Annotated in this window: 16 protein-coding genes; 5 read left to right on the top strand and 11 right to left on the bottom strand. The window is 72.9% G+C overall.

Annotated elements, in window-relative coordinates:
* Nucleotides 1-67 precede the first annotated feature (67 nt).
* Nucleotides 68-343 (top strand): hypothetical protein, encoded by a 276-nt coding sequence (locus tag ACFVXJ_RS06110; protein WP_389659368.1) that lies wholly within the window; start codon nucleotides 68-70, stop codon nucleotides 341-343.
* A gap of 19 nt (nucleotides 344-362) precedes the next feature.
* Here ACFVXJ_RS06110 and ACFVXJ_RS06105 read toward each other — a convergent pair whose 3' ends face one another.
* Nucleotides 363-971 carry a hypothetical protein gene (locus ACFVXJ_RS06105; RefSeq protein WP_389659365.1) on the bottom strand — a complete coding sequence of 203 codons (609 nt, stop codon included), beginning with the start codon at nucleotides 969-971 and terminating at the stop codon, nucleotides 363-365.
* A 99-nt stretch (nucleotides 972-1,070) separates the two neighbouring features.
* Here ACFVXJ_RS06105 and npdG point away from each other — a divergent pair, with 99 nt between their 5' ends.
* Both npdG and ACFVXJ_RS06095 read left to right on the top strand, forming a co-directional pair.
* Nucleotides 1,071-1,775, top strand: coding sequence for an NADPH-dependent F420 reductase (gene npdG / locus ACFVXJ_RS06100; protein ID WP_389659362.1), 705 nt, complete (start codon nucleotides 1,071-1,073; stop codon nucleotides 1,773-1,775).
* A 119-nt stretch (nucleotides 1,776-1,894) separates the two neighbouring features.
* Nucleotides 1,895-2,068 carry a hypothetical protein gene (locus ACFVXJ_RS06095; protein WP_389659359.1) on the top strand — a complete coding sequence of 58 codons (174 nt, stop codon included), beginning with the start codon at nucleotides 1,895-1,897 and terminating at the stop codon, nucleotides 2,066-2,068.
* 18 nt (nucleotides 2,069-2,086) lie between these two features.
* On the opposite strand, the gene ACFVXJ_RS06090 is transcribed toward ACFVXJ_RS06095, so the two are convergent.
* Together ACFVXJ_RS06090 and ACFVXJ_RS06085 are read right to left on the bottom strand one after the other, a co-directional pair.
* Nucleotides 2,087-2,683 carry a DUF1707 domain-containing protein gene (locus ACFVXJ_RS06090; RefSeq protein ID WP_389659356.1) on the bottom strand — a complete coding sequence of 199 codons (597 nt, stop codon included), beginning with the start codon at nucleotides 2,681-2,683 and terminating at the stop codon, nucleotides 2,087-2,089.
* Between the two features lie 45 nt (nucleotides 2,684-2,728).
* Entirely contained in the window at nucleotides 2,729-3,529 is an 801-nt protein-coding gene (locus ACFVXJ_RS06085) for a site-2 protease family protein (protein ID WP_389659353.1), read from the bottom strand.
* 66 nt (nucleotides 3,530-3,595) lie between these two features.
* Between ACFVXJ_RS06085 and ACFVXJ_RS06080 the strand changes: the two genes are divergently transcribed.
* Nucleotides 3,596-7,057, top strand: coding sequence for a BTAD domain-containing putative transcriptional regulator (locus tag ACFVXJ_RS06080; protein ID WP_389659350.1), 3,462 nt, complete (start codon nucleotides 3,596-3,598; stop codon nucleotides 7,055-7,057).
* 58 nt (nucleotides 7,058-7,115) lie between these two features.
* Here the strand turns inward: ACFVXJ_RS06080 and ACFVXJ_RS06075 are convergent, their stop codons facing one another.
* The 3 genes from ACFVXJ_RS06075 to panB form a co-directional block, all read right to left on the bottom strand.
* Nucleotides 7,116-7,970, bottom strand: coding sequence for an ABC transporter permease (locus ACFVXJ_RS06075; protein ID WP_389659347.1), 855 nt, complete (start codon nucleotides 7,968-7,970; stop codon nucleotides 7,116-7,118).
* On the bottom strand, nucleotides 7,967-8,992 hold the full coding sequence (locus tag ACFVXJ_RS06070; RefSeq protein ID WP_389659344.1) for an ATP-binding cassette domain-containing protein: 1,026 nt from the start codon (nucleotides 8,990-8,992) through the stop codon (nucleotides 7,967-7,969). The genes ACFVXJ_RS06075 and ACFVXJ_RS06070 overlap by 4 nt, the downstream gene beginning before the upstream one ends.
* Nucleotides 8,993-9,176: 184 nt before the next feature.
* Nucleotides 9,177-10,058: a 3-methyl-2-oxobutanoate hydroxymethyltransferase gene (panB, locus tag ACFVXJ_RS06065; protein ID WP_389659341.1), complete on the bottom strand. Its 882-nt coding sequence runs from the start codon at nucleotides 10,056-10,058 to the stop codon at nucleotides 9,177-9,179.
* Between the two features lie 287 nt (nucleotides 10,059-10,345).
* Here panB and ACFVXJ_RS06060 point away from each other — a divergent pair, with 287 nt between their 5' ends.
* A complete protein-coding gene (locus ACFVXJ_RS06060) occupies nucleotides 10,346-11,377 on the top strand; it encodes an endonuclease/exonuclease/phosphatase family protein (protein ID WP_389659338.1) in 1,032 nt (343 codons plus the stop codon).
* Between the two features lie 75 nt (nucleotides 11,378-11,452).
* On the opposite strand, the gene ACFVXJ_RS06055 is transcribed toward ACFVXJ_RS06060, so the two are convergent.
* From ACFVXJ_RS06055 to ACFVXJ_RS06035, 5 genes are all read right to left on the bottom strand, one after another.
* A complete protein-coding gene (locus ACFVXJ_RS06055; protein ID WP_389659335.1) occupies nucleotides 11,453-13,207 on the bottom strand; it encodes an NAD+ synthase in 1,755 nt (584 codons plus the stop codon).
* A gap of 113 nt (nucleotides 13,208-13,320) precedes the next feature.
* Nucleotides 13,321-14,598, bottom strand: coding sequence for a hypothetical protein (locus ACFVXJ_RS06050; protein ID WP_389659332.1), 1,278 nt, complete (start codon nucleotides 14,596-14,598; stop codon nucleotides 13,321-13,323).
* 455 nt (nucleotides 14,599-15,053) lie between these two features.
* Nucleotides 15,054-15,473: a CBS domain-containing protein gene (locus ACFVXJ_RS06045; RefSeq protein WP_361310401.1), complete on the bottom strand. Its 420-nt coding sequence runs from the start codon at nucleotides 15,471-15,473 to the stop codon at nucleotides 15,054-15,056.
* 226 nt (nucleotides 15,474-15,699) lie between these two features.
* Complete coding sequence (locus ACFVXJ_RS06040) at nucleotides 15,700-16,416, bottom strand: DUF305 domain-containing protein (RefSeq protein WP_389659329.1); 717 nt, start codon at nucleotides 16,414-16,416, stop codon at nucleotides 15,700-15,702.
* A 23-nt stretch (nucleotides 16,417-16,439) separates the two neighbouring features.
* A complete protein-coding gene (locus tag ACFVXJ_RS06035; protein ID WP_389659326.1) occupies nucleotides 16,440-17,102 on the bottom strand; it encodes a DUF3105 domain-containing protein in 663 nt (220 codons plus the stop codon).
* Nucleotides 17,103-17,118: the final 16 nt, after the last annotated feature.

The following is a 17,118-nucleotide window of genomic DNA, read 5'->3' as shown; positions in this document are numbered from 1 at the left end:
CCGGCGGTGATGGGGCAGCATGGCGGCAGAGAGCGGTGAGAGCCGCGACGAGAGGAGCCGGCCGACGATGGCACTGTTCAAGAAGCGCCAAACGGGCAAACCGGGCGAGTGGTACTACTGCCTGGTCCACCACAAGGTCGAGGAAGGACCGGAGTGCCCGGCCAAGGACCGGTTCGGTCCGTACTCCAGCCCCGAGGAGGCGGCCCACGCCATGCAGACCGCCGAGGAGCGGAACCTGGAGTGGCAGAACGACCCCAAGTGGAACGACAAGAGCGGCGAGGCCGACGGGACGGACGGGACCGACGGGACCGGCGGACCGGCCGGGACGGCGCAGACGCCGTAGCCGCCGTCGCGGCGCGGTGTCACCAGCGGCTGGGTGGCGGGGCGGTCAGCTGATCGGCCAGCCGCGCCAGCCGGTCCCGCAGCCGGCGCGGCCCGCCGCGCGGCGCGGGCAGACTGTTCTCCCCGGCCGCCGCGCTCACCAGGTGCTGCACCGTGTCCAGGTCCAACTCGGCGGTGGCGTCCGGCACCGACAGCGCCTCGTGGGCCAGCGTGCCCAGGTCGCGGTCCCCGCCGTCCAGGGACAGTACGGTCGCCCCCGCCCGGCGGGCGTCGTGGACCCGCTCCAGCAGCCCCTCGCCCGGCTGCTCCGGGGCCACCACCAGCAGCGTGTGTCCGCGCCGGGCCGCCGCCAGCCGGCCCAGTCCCACCGACAGGTGCGGCGGCTCACCCGGCCGCACCCGGTGGCGTACCAGGGTCGGCGCCAGCTCGGGCAGCCCCGACCAGGCGGCCTCGTCCACCAGGTGGGCCGCCAGGTGCCAGGGCTCGTACCGCTCGGTGCCCACCAGCAGCAGGTTCCCGCCGGCGGGCACCACGGAACGGCGCAGCGAACCGGCGAACCGGCGCGCGGCCCCGGGCCACTGCGTACCGGCGAGCACCTCGCGCAACAACGCGACCCTCACGGCGTCCATGGCGGCATCCTGCCCCACACCGGGGACGCGCGGCGGGCACTTCGCCGCGATACGTCCCGACGGGTATGGGCGCGGGTACTCGGCAGTACCTTTGCCCCCATGACTTCCTCAGACAGCACGCAGAAGCCGCCGGCCAAGGACCCCTGGGACCTCCCGGACGTCTCGGGCCTCGTCGTCGGCGTCCTGGGCGGCACCGGCGACCAGGGCCGGGGCCTGGCCTACCGCTTCGCCCGCGCCGGCCAGAAGGTGATCATCGGCTCCCGCGCCGCCGATCGCGCGCGGACCGCGGCCGGGGAACTGGGTCTGGGCGTCGAGGGCGCGGACAACGCCGAGTGCGCGCGGCGCAGCGACATCGTGATCGTCGCGGTGCCGTGGGAGGGCCACGCGAAGACCCTCGAAGCGCTGCGCGAGGACCTCGCGGGCAAGCTCGTTGTGGACTGCGTCAACCCGCTCGGCTTCGACAAGCAGGGCGCGTACGCCCTCCAGGTCCCCGAGGGCAGCGCCGCCCAGCAGGCCGCGGCCCTGCTCCCGGACTCCCGGGTCACGGCGGCCTTCCACCACCTGTCGGCGGTGCTGCTCCAGGACGAGACGGTCGAGGAGATCGACACGGACGTGATGGTGCTCGGCGAATCCCGCGCCGACACCGACCTCGTCCAGGCCCTCACGGCCCGCGTCCCCGGCATGCGCGGCGTCTTCGCGGGCCGGCTGCGCAACGCCCACCAGGTCGAAGCCCTGGTCGCCAACCTCATCTCCACCAACCGCCGCTACAAGGCCCACGCGGGCCTGCGCGTCACGGACGTCTGACCGGTGCCCCGTCGCGACGGCCTCCGCCCCGTCGTGACGGTGGCCGTCCGGCCGGCGGGTGGGGATGGGGGACACTGGAGGGGCTCGACCCCTTCTGTGCCGCCGAGGAGCTCTGCCGCATGCCCCGCCTTGCCGTGTTCGCCGTTGTCGTCTGCGTCCTGTCCGTGGCCGCGGCCGTGGTCGCCTTCGTGGAGGGCAGCTTCCTGGGGATCGTCTGGGTCCTGCTGGCGGGGCTGACCTCCAACATGGCCTGGTACTACCTGCGGAAGGCCAAGGCGGAGAAGCGGGCCTGACCGGCCCCGGCCACAGCACTAGCGCTTGCGGCGAGGCTGCTTGATCTTGATGTGGCCGGCGCGCGGGTGTCCGACGACCGTGAGCCGCGGCGCGCCCGGGTCCGCCGGCGCCGTGGCCCCGTTGGCGATGTGGGCGGTGTTGGTGCTCGATCCGTCGATCCGCACCGCCCAGCCCCGCGGGACGATCAGCTGGATGATGCCCGATCCGCAGCGCGCCTCGACGGTCACGTCGCCGTGGACGCAGGTCGCCTCGGTGAAGTCGATGACGATGCCCAGCATCTTGCATTCGGCGACGATCTTCCGCGGCACCGTCCACCGGCCGCTCTGCCTGATGCTGCTCAGGCTGGTCTTCAGGACGAGCGTGTCGGCGTCGGTGCCTGGGCGCGGTACCGAAGGCCCCTCCCGCGGCAAGTCGGCCACCAGTACGTCGAGTTCGCCGTACGTCTTCGCGGCGAAAGCCCGGTCGAGCCGCTCCTCCAGCTCGGAAAGGCCGATCCGGCCCTCTCCCGCGGCGATCCGCAGCCGCTCGGCCACCGCCTCGCGGTCGGCGTCTCCCGCCCGGAGCTCCACCGCGTCCCGCGTCGACAGCTCCGACCCCTGTTCCCCATCGATCATGGTCCGACTCTAACGGCACCGCCGTGACCGCCGCCGGGAGAGGGACTAGCGCGACGGGATCTGGCAGTAGCCGTCCGTCTCCTCCCAGAAGCGGTACAGGTCGTGGCCGCAGTACGTCTCCAGGTCGGACACGCCCAGCGCGCCGAGGATGTCGCTGACCCGGTCGAAGAAGAACATGTTCACCTCGGGGATCCACAGCAGCGCGAACACGCCGATCAGGGCGAACGGTGCCAGCGGCGCCACCTCGCGGCGCACCCGCTGGGACAGCCACGGCTCTATCACGCCGTAGCCGTCCAGGCCCGGCACCGGCAGGAAGTTCAAGATGGCCGCGGAGACCTGGAGCAGCGCGAGGAACGCGAGCGCGAAGCGGAAGGCGAGCGGGACGCCGTCGAGCGCGTGCAGCCAGAACGGCGCCGTGCACACGGCCGCGAACAGCACGTTCGTCAGCGGCCCCGCCGCCGAGACCAGGCTGTGCTTCCAGCGGCCGCGGATCCGGTCCCGCTCGATGTAGACCGCGCCACCGGGCAGACCCAGACCGCCCAGGATCACGAAGACCACCGGCAGCACGATGCTCATCAGCGCGTGCGTGTACTTCAGCGGGTTCAGCGTCAGGTACCCCTTGGCGCCCACCGTGATGTCCCCGCCGTGCAGGGCGGTACGTGCGTGCGCGTACTCGTGCAGGCACAGCGAGACCACCCACGCGGAGGTCACGAAGAGGAACACGGCGAGCCCGGGGCTCGTCGCGAAGCCGGTCCACACGGCCCAGCCGGTGACCGCCATGACCGCGACGATGCCCAGAAACACGGAACTGACCTGCCGCTCGGCGCGGCTCCCCTGGTGACCCATGCGGCGAAACCTATCCCGGCCCGGAAATCGGTCGGCCCCGGGGGCCCGGGCAGCGACAATGGGCCGGTGCGTTACGCGATTCTCGGCACCGCCCAGGCCGTCCGCGACGACGGGAGCCCCGTCGCCGTCGGCGGAGCGCGCCTGCGCGCCCTGCTGACCGCGCTCGCGCTGCGGCCGGGCCGCACGGTGTCGACGGACCTGCTCGTCGAGCAGGTGTGGGACGGTGACCCGCCCGCCGACGCGGTCGCCGCCCTCCAGGCCCTCGTGGCGCGGCTGCGCCGGGCGCTGGGGTACGAGGCAGTGCGGTCCGCCGAGGGCGGCTACCTGCTGGCTGCCGACCGGGACGACATCGACCTGTACCGCTTCGAGCGGTTGTCGGGCGCCGCGGCGGCGGAGTCGGACCCGGCCCGCGCCGCCGCCCTGTACGACGAGGCCCTCGCCCTGTGGCGCGGACCGGCGTTGGCGTGCCTGCCCGACCCGGCGGCCGAGGCCGCGCGCTGGGAAGCCGTACGGCTGGACGCGCGCCGGGGCCGGCTGGCCGCCGCCCTCGCGCTGGGGCAGGCGGAGCGGATCCTGCCCGAACTGGGCGCACTGTGCGCCGAGCAGCCGCTGGACGAGCCGTCGCAGGCGCTGCGGATCCGCGCCCTGCGCGACGCGGGCCGGCCGGCGGAGGCACTGGCCGCCTACGAAGAAGTCCGACGGGACCTCGCCGATCGGCTCGGCACCGACCCGGGCCCCGCCCTACGGGCCCTGCACGCCGAGCTCCTGACCCCGGCGGCGGCCCCGCCCACCCCCACCCCCACCCCCGGCCCCGTTCCCGCCCCGACGACTGCTCCCGCCCCGGCGCCCCTTCCCGGCCACGCTGTCGGGGCCGGCCCCGTCGTCGCGTCCGGGCCGCCGCCCGTCCGGGGCAACCTGCGGTCCCGGCTCACCACCTTCGTCGGCCGCGAGGACGACATCCGGGTCATCGGCGACGACCTCGCCCACGCCCGCCTCGTCACCCTCCTCGGCCCCGGCGGGGCGGGCAAGACCCGGCTGTCGCAGGAGGCCGCCGAGGCGCAGGGCGCCGCCGCCCCGCCCGACGGGGTGTGGCTCGTCGAGCTGGCACCCGTGGACGACCCCGACGACGTACCCGAGGCGGTCCTCGCCGCCCTCGGCGCCCGCGAGACCAAGCTGCGCGGCGCCGCCGCCGAGGAACTGCGGGCGCTGACCGACCGGAACGGCGACGACCCCCTCGAACGGCTCGTCGACCACTGCGCGCGGCGGCGGCTCCTGCTGCTCCTGGACAACTGCGAGCACGTCGTCAAAGCCGTCGCCGGCCTCGCCGAGGAACTGCTCGCCCGCTGCCCCGGCGTACGCATCCTGGCCACCAGCCGCGAACCCCTCGGGGTGCCCGGGGAGCGGCTGCGCCCGGTGGAACCGCTGCCCGACCCGGTCGCACTGCACCTCCTCGCCGACCGGGGCGCCGCCGCCCGCCCGGGGTTCCGCGTCGAGGACGACCCGGAGGCGGCCGCCGAGATCTGCCGCCGCCTCGACGGGCTGCCGCTCGCCATCGAACTCGCCGCCGCCCGGCTGCGGTTGTTGACCGCCAGGCAGATCGCCGAACGCCTCGACGACCGGTTCCGGCTGCTCACGAGCGGCTCGCGTACCGTGCTGCCGCGCCAGCAGACGCTGCGCGCCGTCGTCGACTGGTCCTGGGACCTCCTCGACGCCCCCGAACGGGCCGTGCTGCGACGGTTGTCCGTCTTCGCGGGCGGCTGCGACCTGGCCGCCGCCGAAGCCGTGTGCGCCGAGGCCGGCCGGCCCGGGAGCGGACGGGGCGAGCCGGGACGAGGCGAGGCCGGACCGGCCGAGAGCGGCCGCTCCGAGGGCGGACAGGGCCGGGAAACCGCGGCGCGGGACGGCGTGGACGTGCTCGTGACGCTCGGCTCGCTCGTCGACAAGTCCCTCGTCGTCGCCGCCCCGGGCCCCGACGGGGACATGCGCTACCGGCTGCTGGAGACCGTCGCCGAGTACGCGGCCGAGCGGCTCGCCGAACGCCCCGGTGACCGCGAGGCCACCGAGCGCCGCCACCTGACCCACTACCGCGAACTCGCCCGCACCACCGAGCCGCTGCTGCGCGGCCACGGCCAGCGCGCGGCCGGCGAGCGGCTGGCGCTGGAGTACGAGAACATCCGTACCGCCCTGCGCCGGGCCATCGCGGTCAAGGACACGGGCGAAGTGCTGTGCCTGGTGCACTCGCTCGGCTGGTACTGGCACATGCACGACCTGCGGGCCGAGACCCGCCACTGGTCCGGTCTCGCCGCCGCCCTCGGACCCGATCCGTTCGCCCCGCCCGCGCTCCCCGCGGAGCCCGTGCGAGAACGGATCGTCGACTCCCCGCCGCCGTACAGCGGCGAACTGCTCACCGAGGCATGGCGCGGTGTGCGGATGATGTGCCTGACCTCCCGCGACCAGAACAGCGCCGACTGGAGCACCCCCGAGGTGCGGGCCCAGATCGAGACCATCGTCCGGGTCTACCGGCCGGGCCTCCCGCAGACCTGCCAGGTGCCGGGCGCCCTCTGGATCTACGCCGTCATGATCAACGGGGACCCGGAGCTGCTCCGGCGCATCCTCGACGCGACCGTCGAGACCTCCCGGGAGCTGGGCTACCGCTGGGCGTACGCCACCGCCCTCCAACTGCGGGCCAACATCCTCGCCAACCGGGCCGACTGGAGCGGCGACGCGGCCCGCGACGCGGAGGAGAGCCTGGCCGTCTTCCGGGAGCTCGGCGACGCCTGGGGCTGCGCCGAGGCCCTGTCGGCACGCGCCGAATCCCTGGAGAAGCGCGGTGAGTACGCGCGGGCCGCGGAGGACTTCCGGGCGGCCATCGCCTACGCCGAGCGCCTGGGCGCCCAAGCGCAGGTGGCCGTCCTACGGGTGCGACGGGCCGGGTCGCTGGTCGAGAACGGTCAGATCGAGGAGGCCGAAAGGATCCTCGACGACGTTCTCGGCCTCGTCCGGCAACTGAACAACGAGGCCATGCCGGCCGCCCGGATGTTCCTCGCCGGCATCTACGGCCGCACCGGCCGCATTCCCGAGGCCCGGGCCCAGCTCCAGTCGCTGCGCGAGGAGTTCGCCACCGGCGCGTACGCGATCTTCGACTGCTTCCTGCTCGCGACCCTGGCCTGGCTCGACAATCAGGAGGGCCACCACCGCGAGGCACTCGACCTGGTGCGCAGGGCCATGCGCGCCGCCGACGACCCGCTCGCCATGATGGTCGCTCCGCAGATGCCGGCCGTTTTCCTGATCACGGCGGCCGTCTCCCACAGCGGTCTCGGCGGCCCGGAGCGCGCCTACGACGCGGCCCGGCTGGTCGGCGCCTACCGGTCCCTGTTGCCCCCCGGCCACGTCCCGGTGTCCACGGAGCGCGCCGACGCCCTCCACGCCGAGGAACGGGCCCGCGCGGTCCTCGGCGACGCCGCCTACGAGGCGGCGTACGCCGAAGGCGGTGGCCTCTCCCTGGAGGAGGCCACCGCCCTCTGCTGATCCGGTCCCCCGTGCGGGGCCCGTCCGGGACGCGATCCGGAACGGACCGGCCCCCGGATCAGGTCTTCTGGCGGAACTTGCGTACCGCGAGCGGCATGGTGACGAGCGTGATGGCCACTGACCAGGCCAGCGTCACCCACACCGGGTGGGCGACCGCGCCGCCGTTGATCAGACCGCGCGCCGCGTCGGCCAGGTTGGACAGCGGGTTGTAGTCGGTGAAGGTCTGCAGCCACCCCGGCATGGTCGACGGCGGGGCGAAGATCGAGCTGCCGAACTGGAGCGGCATCAGGACCAGCATGGCCATGCCCTGGACGGCCTGCGCGGTCTTCATCGTCAGGCCGAGCAGGATGAAGATCCACATCAGGGAGGCGCCGAACACCGCGGACAGCCCGATCGACAGGAACAGGTCCAGCACCGAGGTCTTGATCGACAGTCCCAGCATGAAGCCCACGCAGAGCAGGATCGCGATGGCGACCATCATGCGGCCGAGTTCGACCACGATCTTGGCTATCAGCACGGAGGACCGGGCGATGGGCATGGACCGGAAGCGGTCCATCACGCCCTTCTTGAAGTCGTCGTTCACCCCCGTGCCGACGCCCATGGCGATGTTCATGCCCATCATCGCCATCAGGCCCGGGACGACGTAGTTGACGTACGCCTCCTGCTGGCCCTTGCCGGAGATCGCGCCGCCGAAGACGAACACGAACAGCAGCGTGAAGATGATCGGCATGAACACGACGTCGAACATCGATTCGGGGTCCTGCTTGATCTGCAGGGTGTTGCGGCGCACCAGGGCGCCGATGTGCCGCAGATTGGCCCGCAGGCCGATCCGACCCTCGCCGGCCGGTCCCGCGGTCGGCGCGGCCGAAGTGGCCGCGGGGGGAGTGGGCTTGGACGTGGTGACGGTACTCATGCCGCGACCTCCTCGGTCTGCTGGGCGAAGACCTCGGAAGAGGGCTTCTGGCCGGTGATGGAAAGGAACACCTCGTCGAGGCTGGGCAGGTAGGTGCCGAGGTCGGCTATGGCGTAGCCGCGGGCGGCCAGCAGGCCGACCACCGCGGTCAGTTGCTCGTCGCTGAGGATCGGCACCAGCAGCACGCCCTCGTCGGGCACGGCCTGGGAGCCGGCCACCCCGTCCAACCCGGCCTCGGCCAACGCCCGGGCCATGGCCGGCAGGTCGGAGGGGGACACGGGCCGGATCCGCAGGGTGCGGCCGCCGACCCGGGCCTTCAACTCGTCGACCTTGCCCTTGGCGATGACCTTGCCCCGGTCGATGACCGTCAGCTCGTCGGCGAGCTGCTCGGCCTCCTCCATGTACTGGGTGGTCAGCAGGACGGTCGCGCCTTCCGCGACCATCCGCTGCACCTCGTCCCACACCTCGTTACGGGTCCGGGGGTCGAGGCCGGTCGTGGGCTCGTCCAAGTACAGGACGGCCGGGCGGCCGATCATCGACGCCGCGAGGTCGAGCCGGCGCCGCATGCCGCCGGAGTAGTTCATCGCCGCCTTCTTGGCGGCTTCGGTGAGCGAGAACCGCTCCAGCAACTCGTCGGCGCGCGACCGGGCCTCCTTGCGGGGCAGGTCCAGCAGCCGGCCGATCATGTAGAGGTTCTCCCAACCGGAGAGCTTCTCGTCGACCGAGGCGTACTGGCCGGTCAGGCCTATGGTGCGGCGCAGTTGCCGGGGCTGGCGGACCACGTCGAAACCGGCGACCGTCGCGGTCCCGGCGTCCGGGGCGATCAGGGTGGACAGGATGCGGACCAGGGTGGTCTTGCCGGCGCCGTTGGGCCCGAGGACCCCGAGCACGGTTCCCTCGCGCACATCGAGGTCCACACCGTCGAGGGCCTTGGTCTCGCCGTAGTGCTTGACCAGCCCCCGCACCTCTACGGCGTGCGAGCCGTTCAGGGGATTCTTGTCGTTTCGCGTCATGTCCACCATGGGACCACCCGCCACTGACAAACCGCCGACAGGCGACCGACAGCCGACCGACAGCGAACCGACGGGCGGGGCGACGGCGCACCGACGGGCAAACCCGACAGCCCGCCGACGGGCAAACCCGACAGCCCGCCGGCGCGCGGGCCGACGGGCTGTCAGGAAGCGGGTTGGAGCGGGGGAGGAAGGCTCAGTGGAAGGCGTGCTCCGGCTGCGGGAACGATCCGCCGACCACGTCCTCGGCGAACGCCTTCGCCGCATCGCCCATGGTCTGCCGGAGGTTCGCGTACTGCTTCACGAACTTCGGCATCTTCCCCCCGGTCAGGCCCATCATGTCGGTCCACACCAACACCTGGGCGTCGCACTCCGAGCCCGCGCCGATGCCCACCGTCGGGATGTGCAGCGACCGCGTGACCTCGGCGGCCAGCTCGGCCGGGACCAGCTCCAGCACCACCGCGAACGCGCCCGCGTCCTGTGCCGCCTTCGCGTCGCGCAGCAGCTGGTGCGCGGCCTCGTCGCCGCGGCCCTGTACCCGGTAGCCCATGGCGTTCACGGACTGGGGGGTCAGCCCCAGGTGGGACATGACGGGGATGCCGGACTGCACGATCAGCTCGGTCTGGGCCAGCGAGCGCTCGCCGCCCTCCAGCTTGACCGCCCCGACACCCGCCTCCTTGACCAGCCGGGTCGCGCTCCGCAGCGCCTGCACGGCGCCTTCCTGGTACGAACCGAACGGCAGGTCGCCGATGACCAGGGCGCGGCGGGTGCCCCGTACGACGGCCGCCGAGAGCAGGGTCATCTCGTCCATCGTCACGGGGACGGTGGTCTCGTAGCCGAGGTGACAGTTGCCCATGGAGTCGCCGACCAGGACGACCGGGATGCCGGCCTCGTCGAACACCGACGCGGTCATCGCGTCGTACGCCGTGAGCATGGGCCACTTCTCCCCGCGCTCCTTGGCCAGGGCCAGGTCGCGGATGGTGACCCGGCGGGTGCCCGTGCCCCCGTACAGGGTGGGGCCGGAAGCTTCGCGGGCAGGCGAAACGGCATGCGTCATTGCTGCTGCTCCTTGTGTCATCTCGAGGCGTCCTGACGACGTCCCCGGACTCACCCACCATGGTGGCACTGTTCGGGCCGGAGGCGGAAGTGGTGGGATGACCGGTCCGTCACACTCCGGGGCCGGCTACGGGCCGGACTCCAGTCGCGCCTGATCGAATGTGCGCGTTTCGTGACAACCGGAACCCGGGGCGGACAGCTGTTCGTCCTCCCGTCGTACGGCCGGAACGTACGGCACGGATGGCCGCGTCGATCGCCTAGGGTCAAGGGGCGGGGACGCAGCGCAAGCACGGCAGCGAGGGCAGTCACATGGCACAGGCGTACATGACGGAGACGGGGAACGGCGGCGGCTCGGAGCCGGAGCCCTCCGGATCCGGTCTGCGGCGCCGGATCGCCGAATGGCGCAGGGACCGCGGGATCTGGCGGCGCGGGATCGTGACGGCGGCCCTGGCCGCGCTGGTCTCACTGGTGATGATCTTCCATGCGGAGCTGCCGAACGACGTCGGCAACCTCGGCAGCCTCACCGAGACCTTCCTGCCCTGGCTCGGTCTGGCCGTCCCGTTGCTCCTGGTGGCGGCCGTGATCCGGAAATCGGCGACCGCGCTGCTCTCGATAGCGCTGACCGCCGCCGTCTGGGTGAACCTCTTCGGCGGCCTGGTCACCGACAAGTCCGGGACCGGCGGCGACCTGACCATCGCCACCCACAACGTGGACGCCGCCAACCCGGACCCCCGCGGCACCGCCGAATCGGTCGCCGCGGCCGGGGCCGACGTACTGGCCCTGACAGAGCTCAAGGCGGGCGCCGTCCCGGCCTACGAGAAGGCGCTGGAGCCGACGTACAAGTACCACGCCGTCGAGGGAACGGTCGGCGTGTGGAGCAAGTACCCGCTCACCTCCAGCCGGCCCGTCGACATCAAGATGGGCTGGACGCGGGCGATGCGCGTCACCGTGAAGACCCCCGCCGGGGACGTGGCCGCCTTCGTCGCGCACCTGCCGTCCGTCCGGGTCAAGTTGAACGCCGGGTTCACCGCGAACCAGCGGGACAACAGCGCCGACGCGCTGGGCGCCGCGCTCGCCGCCGAACCGCTCAAGCGGGTCGTGCTGCTCGGCGACCTCAACGGCACCGTCAACGACCGGTCGCTGTCGGAGATCACCTCGCAGCTGCGGTCCACCCAGGGCGCGGCGGGCGACGGCTTCGGGTTCACCTGGCCGGCCCGGTTCCCGATGGCCCGTATCGACCAGATCCTGGTCCGGGGCGTCACGCCGAAGGCGTCCTGGACCCTCCCGCGCACCGACAGCGACCACCTGCCCATCGCGGCCCGGGTCGCGCTCACGCCGTAACGCCTCCGGCACATACGCCGGGGCCCCGGCCGCCGAGAAGAGCGGCCGGGGCCCCGGGCGTACGGAGCGCCCGTCCTAAGCGTGCTCGCGCCAGCCGTTCGTGATGGGCAGCCGGCGGTCCTTGCCGAAGCCCTTCGCGGAGATCTTGGTGCCCGGCGGGTACTGGCGGCGCTTGTACTCGGCCGTGTCCACCATCCGGAGGGTCTTGGCGACGAGCTCCCGGTCGTAGCCGGCCGCGACGATCTCCTCGATCCCCCGGTCACGGTCGACGTACAGCTCCAGGATCGCGTCGAGCACCGGGTAGTCCGGCAGCGAGTCCGTGTCCACCTGCCCCGGGCGCAGCTCGGCGCTCGGCGGCTTCACGATCGAGTTCTCCGGGATCGGCGGGGTCTCGCCGCGCTCGGCGGCGGCCCGGTTGCGGTACTCCGCCAGACGGAAGACCACCGTCTTGTAGACGTCCTTGATCGGGCCGTAGGCGCCGACCGAGTCCCCGTAGAGGGTCGAGTAGCCGACGGCCAGTTCCGACTTGTTGCCCGGGGCCAGCACGATGTGGCCCTCCTGGTTGGAGACCGCCATCAGCGTGGTGCCGCGCAGTCGGGACTGGAGGTTCTCCTCGGCCAGACCGGTCAGACCCAGGGAGCCCATGTACGCGTCGAACATCGGCTCGATCGGCACCGTGCGCAGGTTCAGACCGGTGCGCCGCGCGAGTTCGGCCGCGTCGCCCTTGGAGTGGTCCGAGGAGTACTTCGAGGGCATCGAGATGCCGTACACGTTCTGCGCGCCGATGGCGTCGCAGGCGATGGCGGCGACGAGCGCGGAGTCGATGCCGCCGGACAGCCCGATCAGCACCGAACGGAACCCGTTCTTCTTGACGTACGCGCGCAGGCCCACGACCAGCGCGTCGTAGATCTCCTCATCGTCGTCGAGGCGCTCGGCGTAACCGCCCGGCACGACCGGCTCGTACGGTTCCACCGGCTCCTCGGAGAGGATCACCCGGTCGATCCGCAGACCGTCCTCGACCACGCCCTCCGGGGCGTCCGCGCGGGCGGCGGGCAGGTCGAGGTCGACGAGGACGCACCCCTCCGAGAACTGCGGGGCGCGCGTGATGACCTCGCCGTCGGCGCCGACGACGATCGAGTCCCCGTCGAAGACCAGCTCGTCCTGCCCGCCGATCATCGCCAGGTACGCCAGCGTGCAGCCGGCCTCCTGGGCGCGCTTGCGGACCAGGTCCAGGCGCGTGTCGTCCTTGTCGCGCTCGTAGGGCGAGGCGTTGATCGACACCAGCAGGCCGGCCCCCGCGGAGCGGGTCGCCGGGACGCGGCCGCCCTCCTGCCACAGGTCCTCGCAGATGGCCAGCGCCACGTCGACGCCGCGCACCCGGATGACCGGCTGGGTGTCGCCCGGCACGAAGTACCGGAACTCGTCGAAGACGCCGTAGTTGGGCAGGTGGTGCTTGGCGAAGCGCAGCACGACCTCCCCGCGGTGCAGCACCGCGGCCGCGTTCTCCGGGGAGCCGGGCGGCAGGCCGAGCCGCTGGGCGGTCCGCTCGGAGCGGTCGAGGTAGCCGACGACGACCGGCAGTTCGCCGAGGCCCTCGGCCGCGAGGCGCCGCGCGAGGTCGCGCAGGGCCGCGCGGGAGGCGTCGACGAAGGAGCCGCGCAGGGCGAGGTCCTCGACGGGGTACCCGGTCAGCATCATCTCCGGGAACGCCACCAGATGGGCGCCCTGCTCGGCGGAGTGCCGGGTCCAGTGGACGACCGAGTCGGCGTTCGCGGCGATGTTGCCGACATGCGAGTCGATCTGATTCAGAGCGAGGCGTAGTTGAGGCACGGGCCCAGTCTAATCGTCTTACTGACGCGATGTCCTGGGGACCCGGTGCCGGGTCCCGCGTTCCGCCTCCCGTACGGGCGCTCGGCGCGGGACCCGGGCCGTCGGCGGGACCGTCAGCCGATGCTGCCGAGGAAGCGGGCGGGCGGCCCGGGGATCACCGGGGAGACCTCGGCGGTGATCCTCTTCGTGCCCTCGGGGACCTCGTACGCGGCGAAGCCGGTGGCGGTGGCGTCGGGCCGGATGGTGCCCGTCACCATCTTCGGCGTGGCGCCGTCGAAGACGAGCTTGCCGCGCCCGCCGTGCTCGTCGCGGACGGTGGGGAGCGCGTAGATGACCTCGATGGGTTTGTCGGAGGTGTTGGTGATCGTGATGTCCATCCCCACCGCGTTGCCGACCTCGATGTACTTGCTCTTCGTGACGTACTCCTTCGGCTCGGACAGGCTGACGCGGACGCCGTTCGGGTAGTCCACGGTGCTGCCGAAGGGGACCGGGACGCCGAGGCCCCGGGTGGGGTCCGGGTCCGGGTCGGCGGTGTCGTCGGGGTCGGCGCTCGGGTCCGGGTCGTCCGGCAGGATCCGGTCGGGGTCCAGCCTGCGGTCCACCTGGTCCGACGCCCGGTGGATGACGGCGACCGTCAGGTAGTAGCCGCCGACCGAGGCGAAGAGGCCGAGGACACAGAGCACCGTGGCGATCACGGACATCGTCTTGCGGGGGGCGCCGCGGGAGGCGCCGACGATGGCGGCGATGCCCAGGCCGAGGCCGACGAGGCCGGTGAGGGCGCCGATCCAGAACGCGAACGGGATCGCGCCGAAGCAGAGGGCGGTGAGCCCGAGGACGAGGGCGGCGACGGCCAGGTGGTTGGCCGGTCGCGCGGGGGGGACGGGGTAGCCGGGCTGTCCCGGGTATCCGGCGTATCCGGACTGACCGGCGTATCCGGAGTGGCCGGGGGGCGCGAAGGGGTTGGCCTGCGGGGCGGGGCCCGGGTAGGCCGGTGCCTGCGGGGCGGGGCCCGGACCGCCCTGGTGGGCGGCGTACGGCGCCGGGTACGGCGCGGCGCCGGGCGGCGCCGCCTGAGGCGCGGTGGGCGGCGGGGTGAGCGGCGCGAAGTGGGAGGGGGCGGGCGTCTCCCGGGGCGGGGCGTCCTGGGGCGCGGCCCGGGGGGTTTTGGTGAGCGAGAGCGGCTCGGCGGAGGGCGTCGCGTCCTCGGGGTCTGCGGGTGCGGGGCGCGGGGTCTTGGCCAGGGAGAGGGGCGGGGTGGGCGGCGCCGCGTCCTCGGGGCCCTCGGGTATGGGATGCGGGGCCGGGGGTGCCGTGTCCTCCGGTATGGGGGTCCCCGAGGGCTCCGTCGGCGGGTCGCTCGGGCTGCTCGGCGGGTTCGGGGGCGTAGTCATACCTGGCGGTGTCCTTCGGAACGGCGGTGGTGGTGCCCCGCATCGGCGGACGACGCGGTGATCACCACCCTGCCACGCCCTCCGACCCCCTCCAACCGCTTTGGGCCCCCACCGCTTTGGCCCCCGCCGATCCGGGACGGCGTCACGTTCCGGCATGAGCCGCACCATCCATGAGCCGCACCATGTGCGAGCGCCGGACCGGCCGCGGGGCCGGGCGCGGTGCCCGGCGGCGAGCGCCCGCTGCCCGGACGTGGCCGCCGAACCGCTCACGCCGCGGGCCACGCACCCGACCACCGCCCCCGTCACCGCCCCGGCGGCGTACGACCCGGCCGCGGGGCGGGGCACGCGGCGCCGGCGGGTCGAGGTCGTCGAGCCGGCCGGGCACCCGGGCGTGCCGCACCGCCCGCGCCGGGTGGCGCGGGCGGTCCTCGAAGCGGCGTCGGCCGTCCCGCCGGTCAGCGCCGGGCGTAGACCTTCTCGACGAAGCCGGCGATCTGCTCCTCCGAGAGGTGCTGCGCCAGGTCCGCCTCGCTGATCATGCCGACCAGCCTCTTGTCCTGGATCACCGGGAGCCGCTTGATCTGATGGCTTTCCATCTCGTCCAGTACGTCGGAGATGTCCGCCTCGGCGTCGATCCAGCGCGGTGTGCCCTGACAGAGGTCACCGCAGGTGACCACCGACGGGTCGTGTCCCTTGGCCACGCACGACACCACGATGTCGCGGTCCGTGATGATGCCGCAGAGGCGTTCGTTCTCGTCGCTGACGGGCAGGGCGCCCACATTCAGCCGGGCCATGAGCTGAGCGGCCCGGTCCAGGGTTTCACCGGCCGGGATCCACTGGGCCCCGGGGTGCATGATGTCTGCGGCGGTCGTCATCTCGTGTACCTCCTGAGCGCGCCGTTCGGGCGGGCGCGGACGCACCCGTCCCGGCGTCCCCATCGTCGTTCGGCCGGACGGACTACGCGACCCCACCCGAACGGGGGTAGGCCCGGACGGGTGAAAGGCCGGACGTAAGACCAGGTGAGAGGCCAGGTGGAAGGCGCGGGGGCCGACCGTGAGGCAGCGGCCGAGGCGCCTCCCACCACCGTACGGGCGTCACCCCTCACGCGCTCGGCGCGGCCCCGCGCTGCTTCAGCATGTCGGCCATCAGCGTCAGCTCCGACCGTTGCGCCGCCACCATTCCCTCGGCCAGCTTCCGCTCCGCCGGGGTCGCGCACCGGCTCGCGCAGCCCTGGGCCATCGCGACGCCGCCCTTGTGGTGGTCGGTCATCAGCTGGAGGTAGAGCACCTCCGCGTCCCGGCCCTGGGCGGTGCGCAGCCGGTCCAGTTCCTCCTTGGTGGCCATGCCGGGCATCAGCGCGCCGGGCTTCGTGGTGGCGCCGCCCATGTCGTGACCCGACATGTCCTGCCCGCCCATGTCGTGCCCGTCCATCCCCGACATGTCGTGCCCGTCGTCGCCGCCCATCCAGGACATCGGCGGTTCGTCCGCCACGACCTTCGGCAGCCCCCACAGGTCCAGCCAGCCGAGCAGCATGCCCCGCTGGTTGGCCTGGGTGTTGGCGATGTCGTAGGCGAGGCCGCGGACCGCCTCGTCCTGGGTGCGGTCCCGGACGATGAAGGACATCTCCACGGCCTGCTGGTGGTGCACCGCCATGTCCCGGGCGAAGCCGGCGTCCGCCGAGTAGAGCCCCGGCGTCCGGGAGGAGGAGCCCGAACCGTCGTCGCCGGCGCCGCCGTTCGCGGTGGCGACCGTGGCCCCGATCGCGAACAGCGCGGCGACGACGACCGCCGTGCCCGCGGCCCAGTACGTACGGGACACGCCCCGCCACCCCTGGGACGGGGTCACTTTCCGGCCAGCCCGTTGGTGCAGGCCGCGCCCGGCTCCGGGGTCTGCGGCCCCTGCACGTACTTGGTGAAGAACTGCGCCACCCGCGGGTCGGCCGCGTTGCTCACGGTGAGCTGCTTGCCCCACGCGCTGAGCATGATCGTCCCGGCCTGCGTCTTGTCCGGGCTCATCAGCGTGTACGGGGTCTTGCGGACCTTCTCGGCCAGCGTGTCCACGTCCGCCTTGGCGGCCTTCTCGTTGTACGTCACCCAGACCGCGCCGTGCTCCAGCGAGTGCACCGCGTTCACCTCGGGCAGCGGGTTCGGGTAGACGTCGCCGTCGCAGTTCATCCACCGGGGGTTGTGGTCACCGCCGACCGGCGGGTTCATCGGGTAGGTGACCGGGGTCTCGACGTGGTTGCGGCCCAGCGTCTTGAGGTCCCAGCTCCGCTCGCCGCTCACCGGCGCCTTGCGGGCCGCGGCGGCGTCCTTCTCCTTCTGCTTCTGGTTGATCAGCATCCACGAGCCGAAGCCGATGAGGGCGGCGAAGACGGCGGTCGAGGCGGTGATCGCGATGATCTTGTTACGCCGGTCGCGTGCTTTCTCCGCGCGGCGCATCTCGGCTATGCGGGCCTGCCGCGCGTTGTGGTCGGTGGTGGTCTTGCCGGACTTGCTGGCCATGTGCCCTGTTCCTTCT

The organism is Streptomyces sp. NPDC058279, assembly GCF_042881255.1.
Lineage (GTDB): Bacteria > Actinomycetota > Actinomycetes > Streptomycetales > Streptomycetaceae > Streptomyces.
Note: the sequence above shows the minus strand (reverse complement) of the source record. Positions and strands in the feature narration are given on the sequence as shown.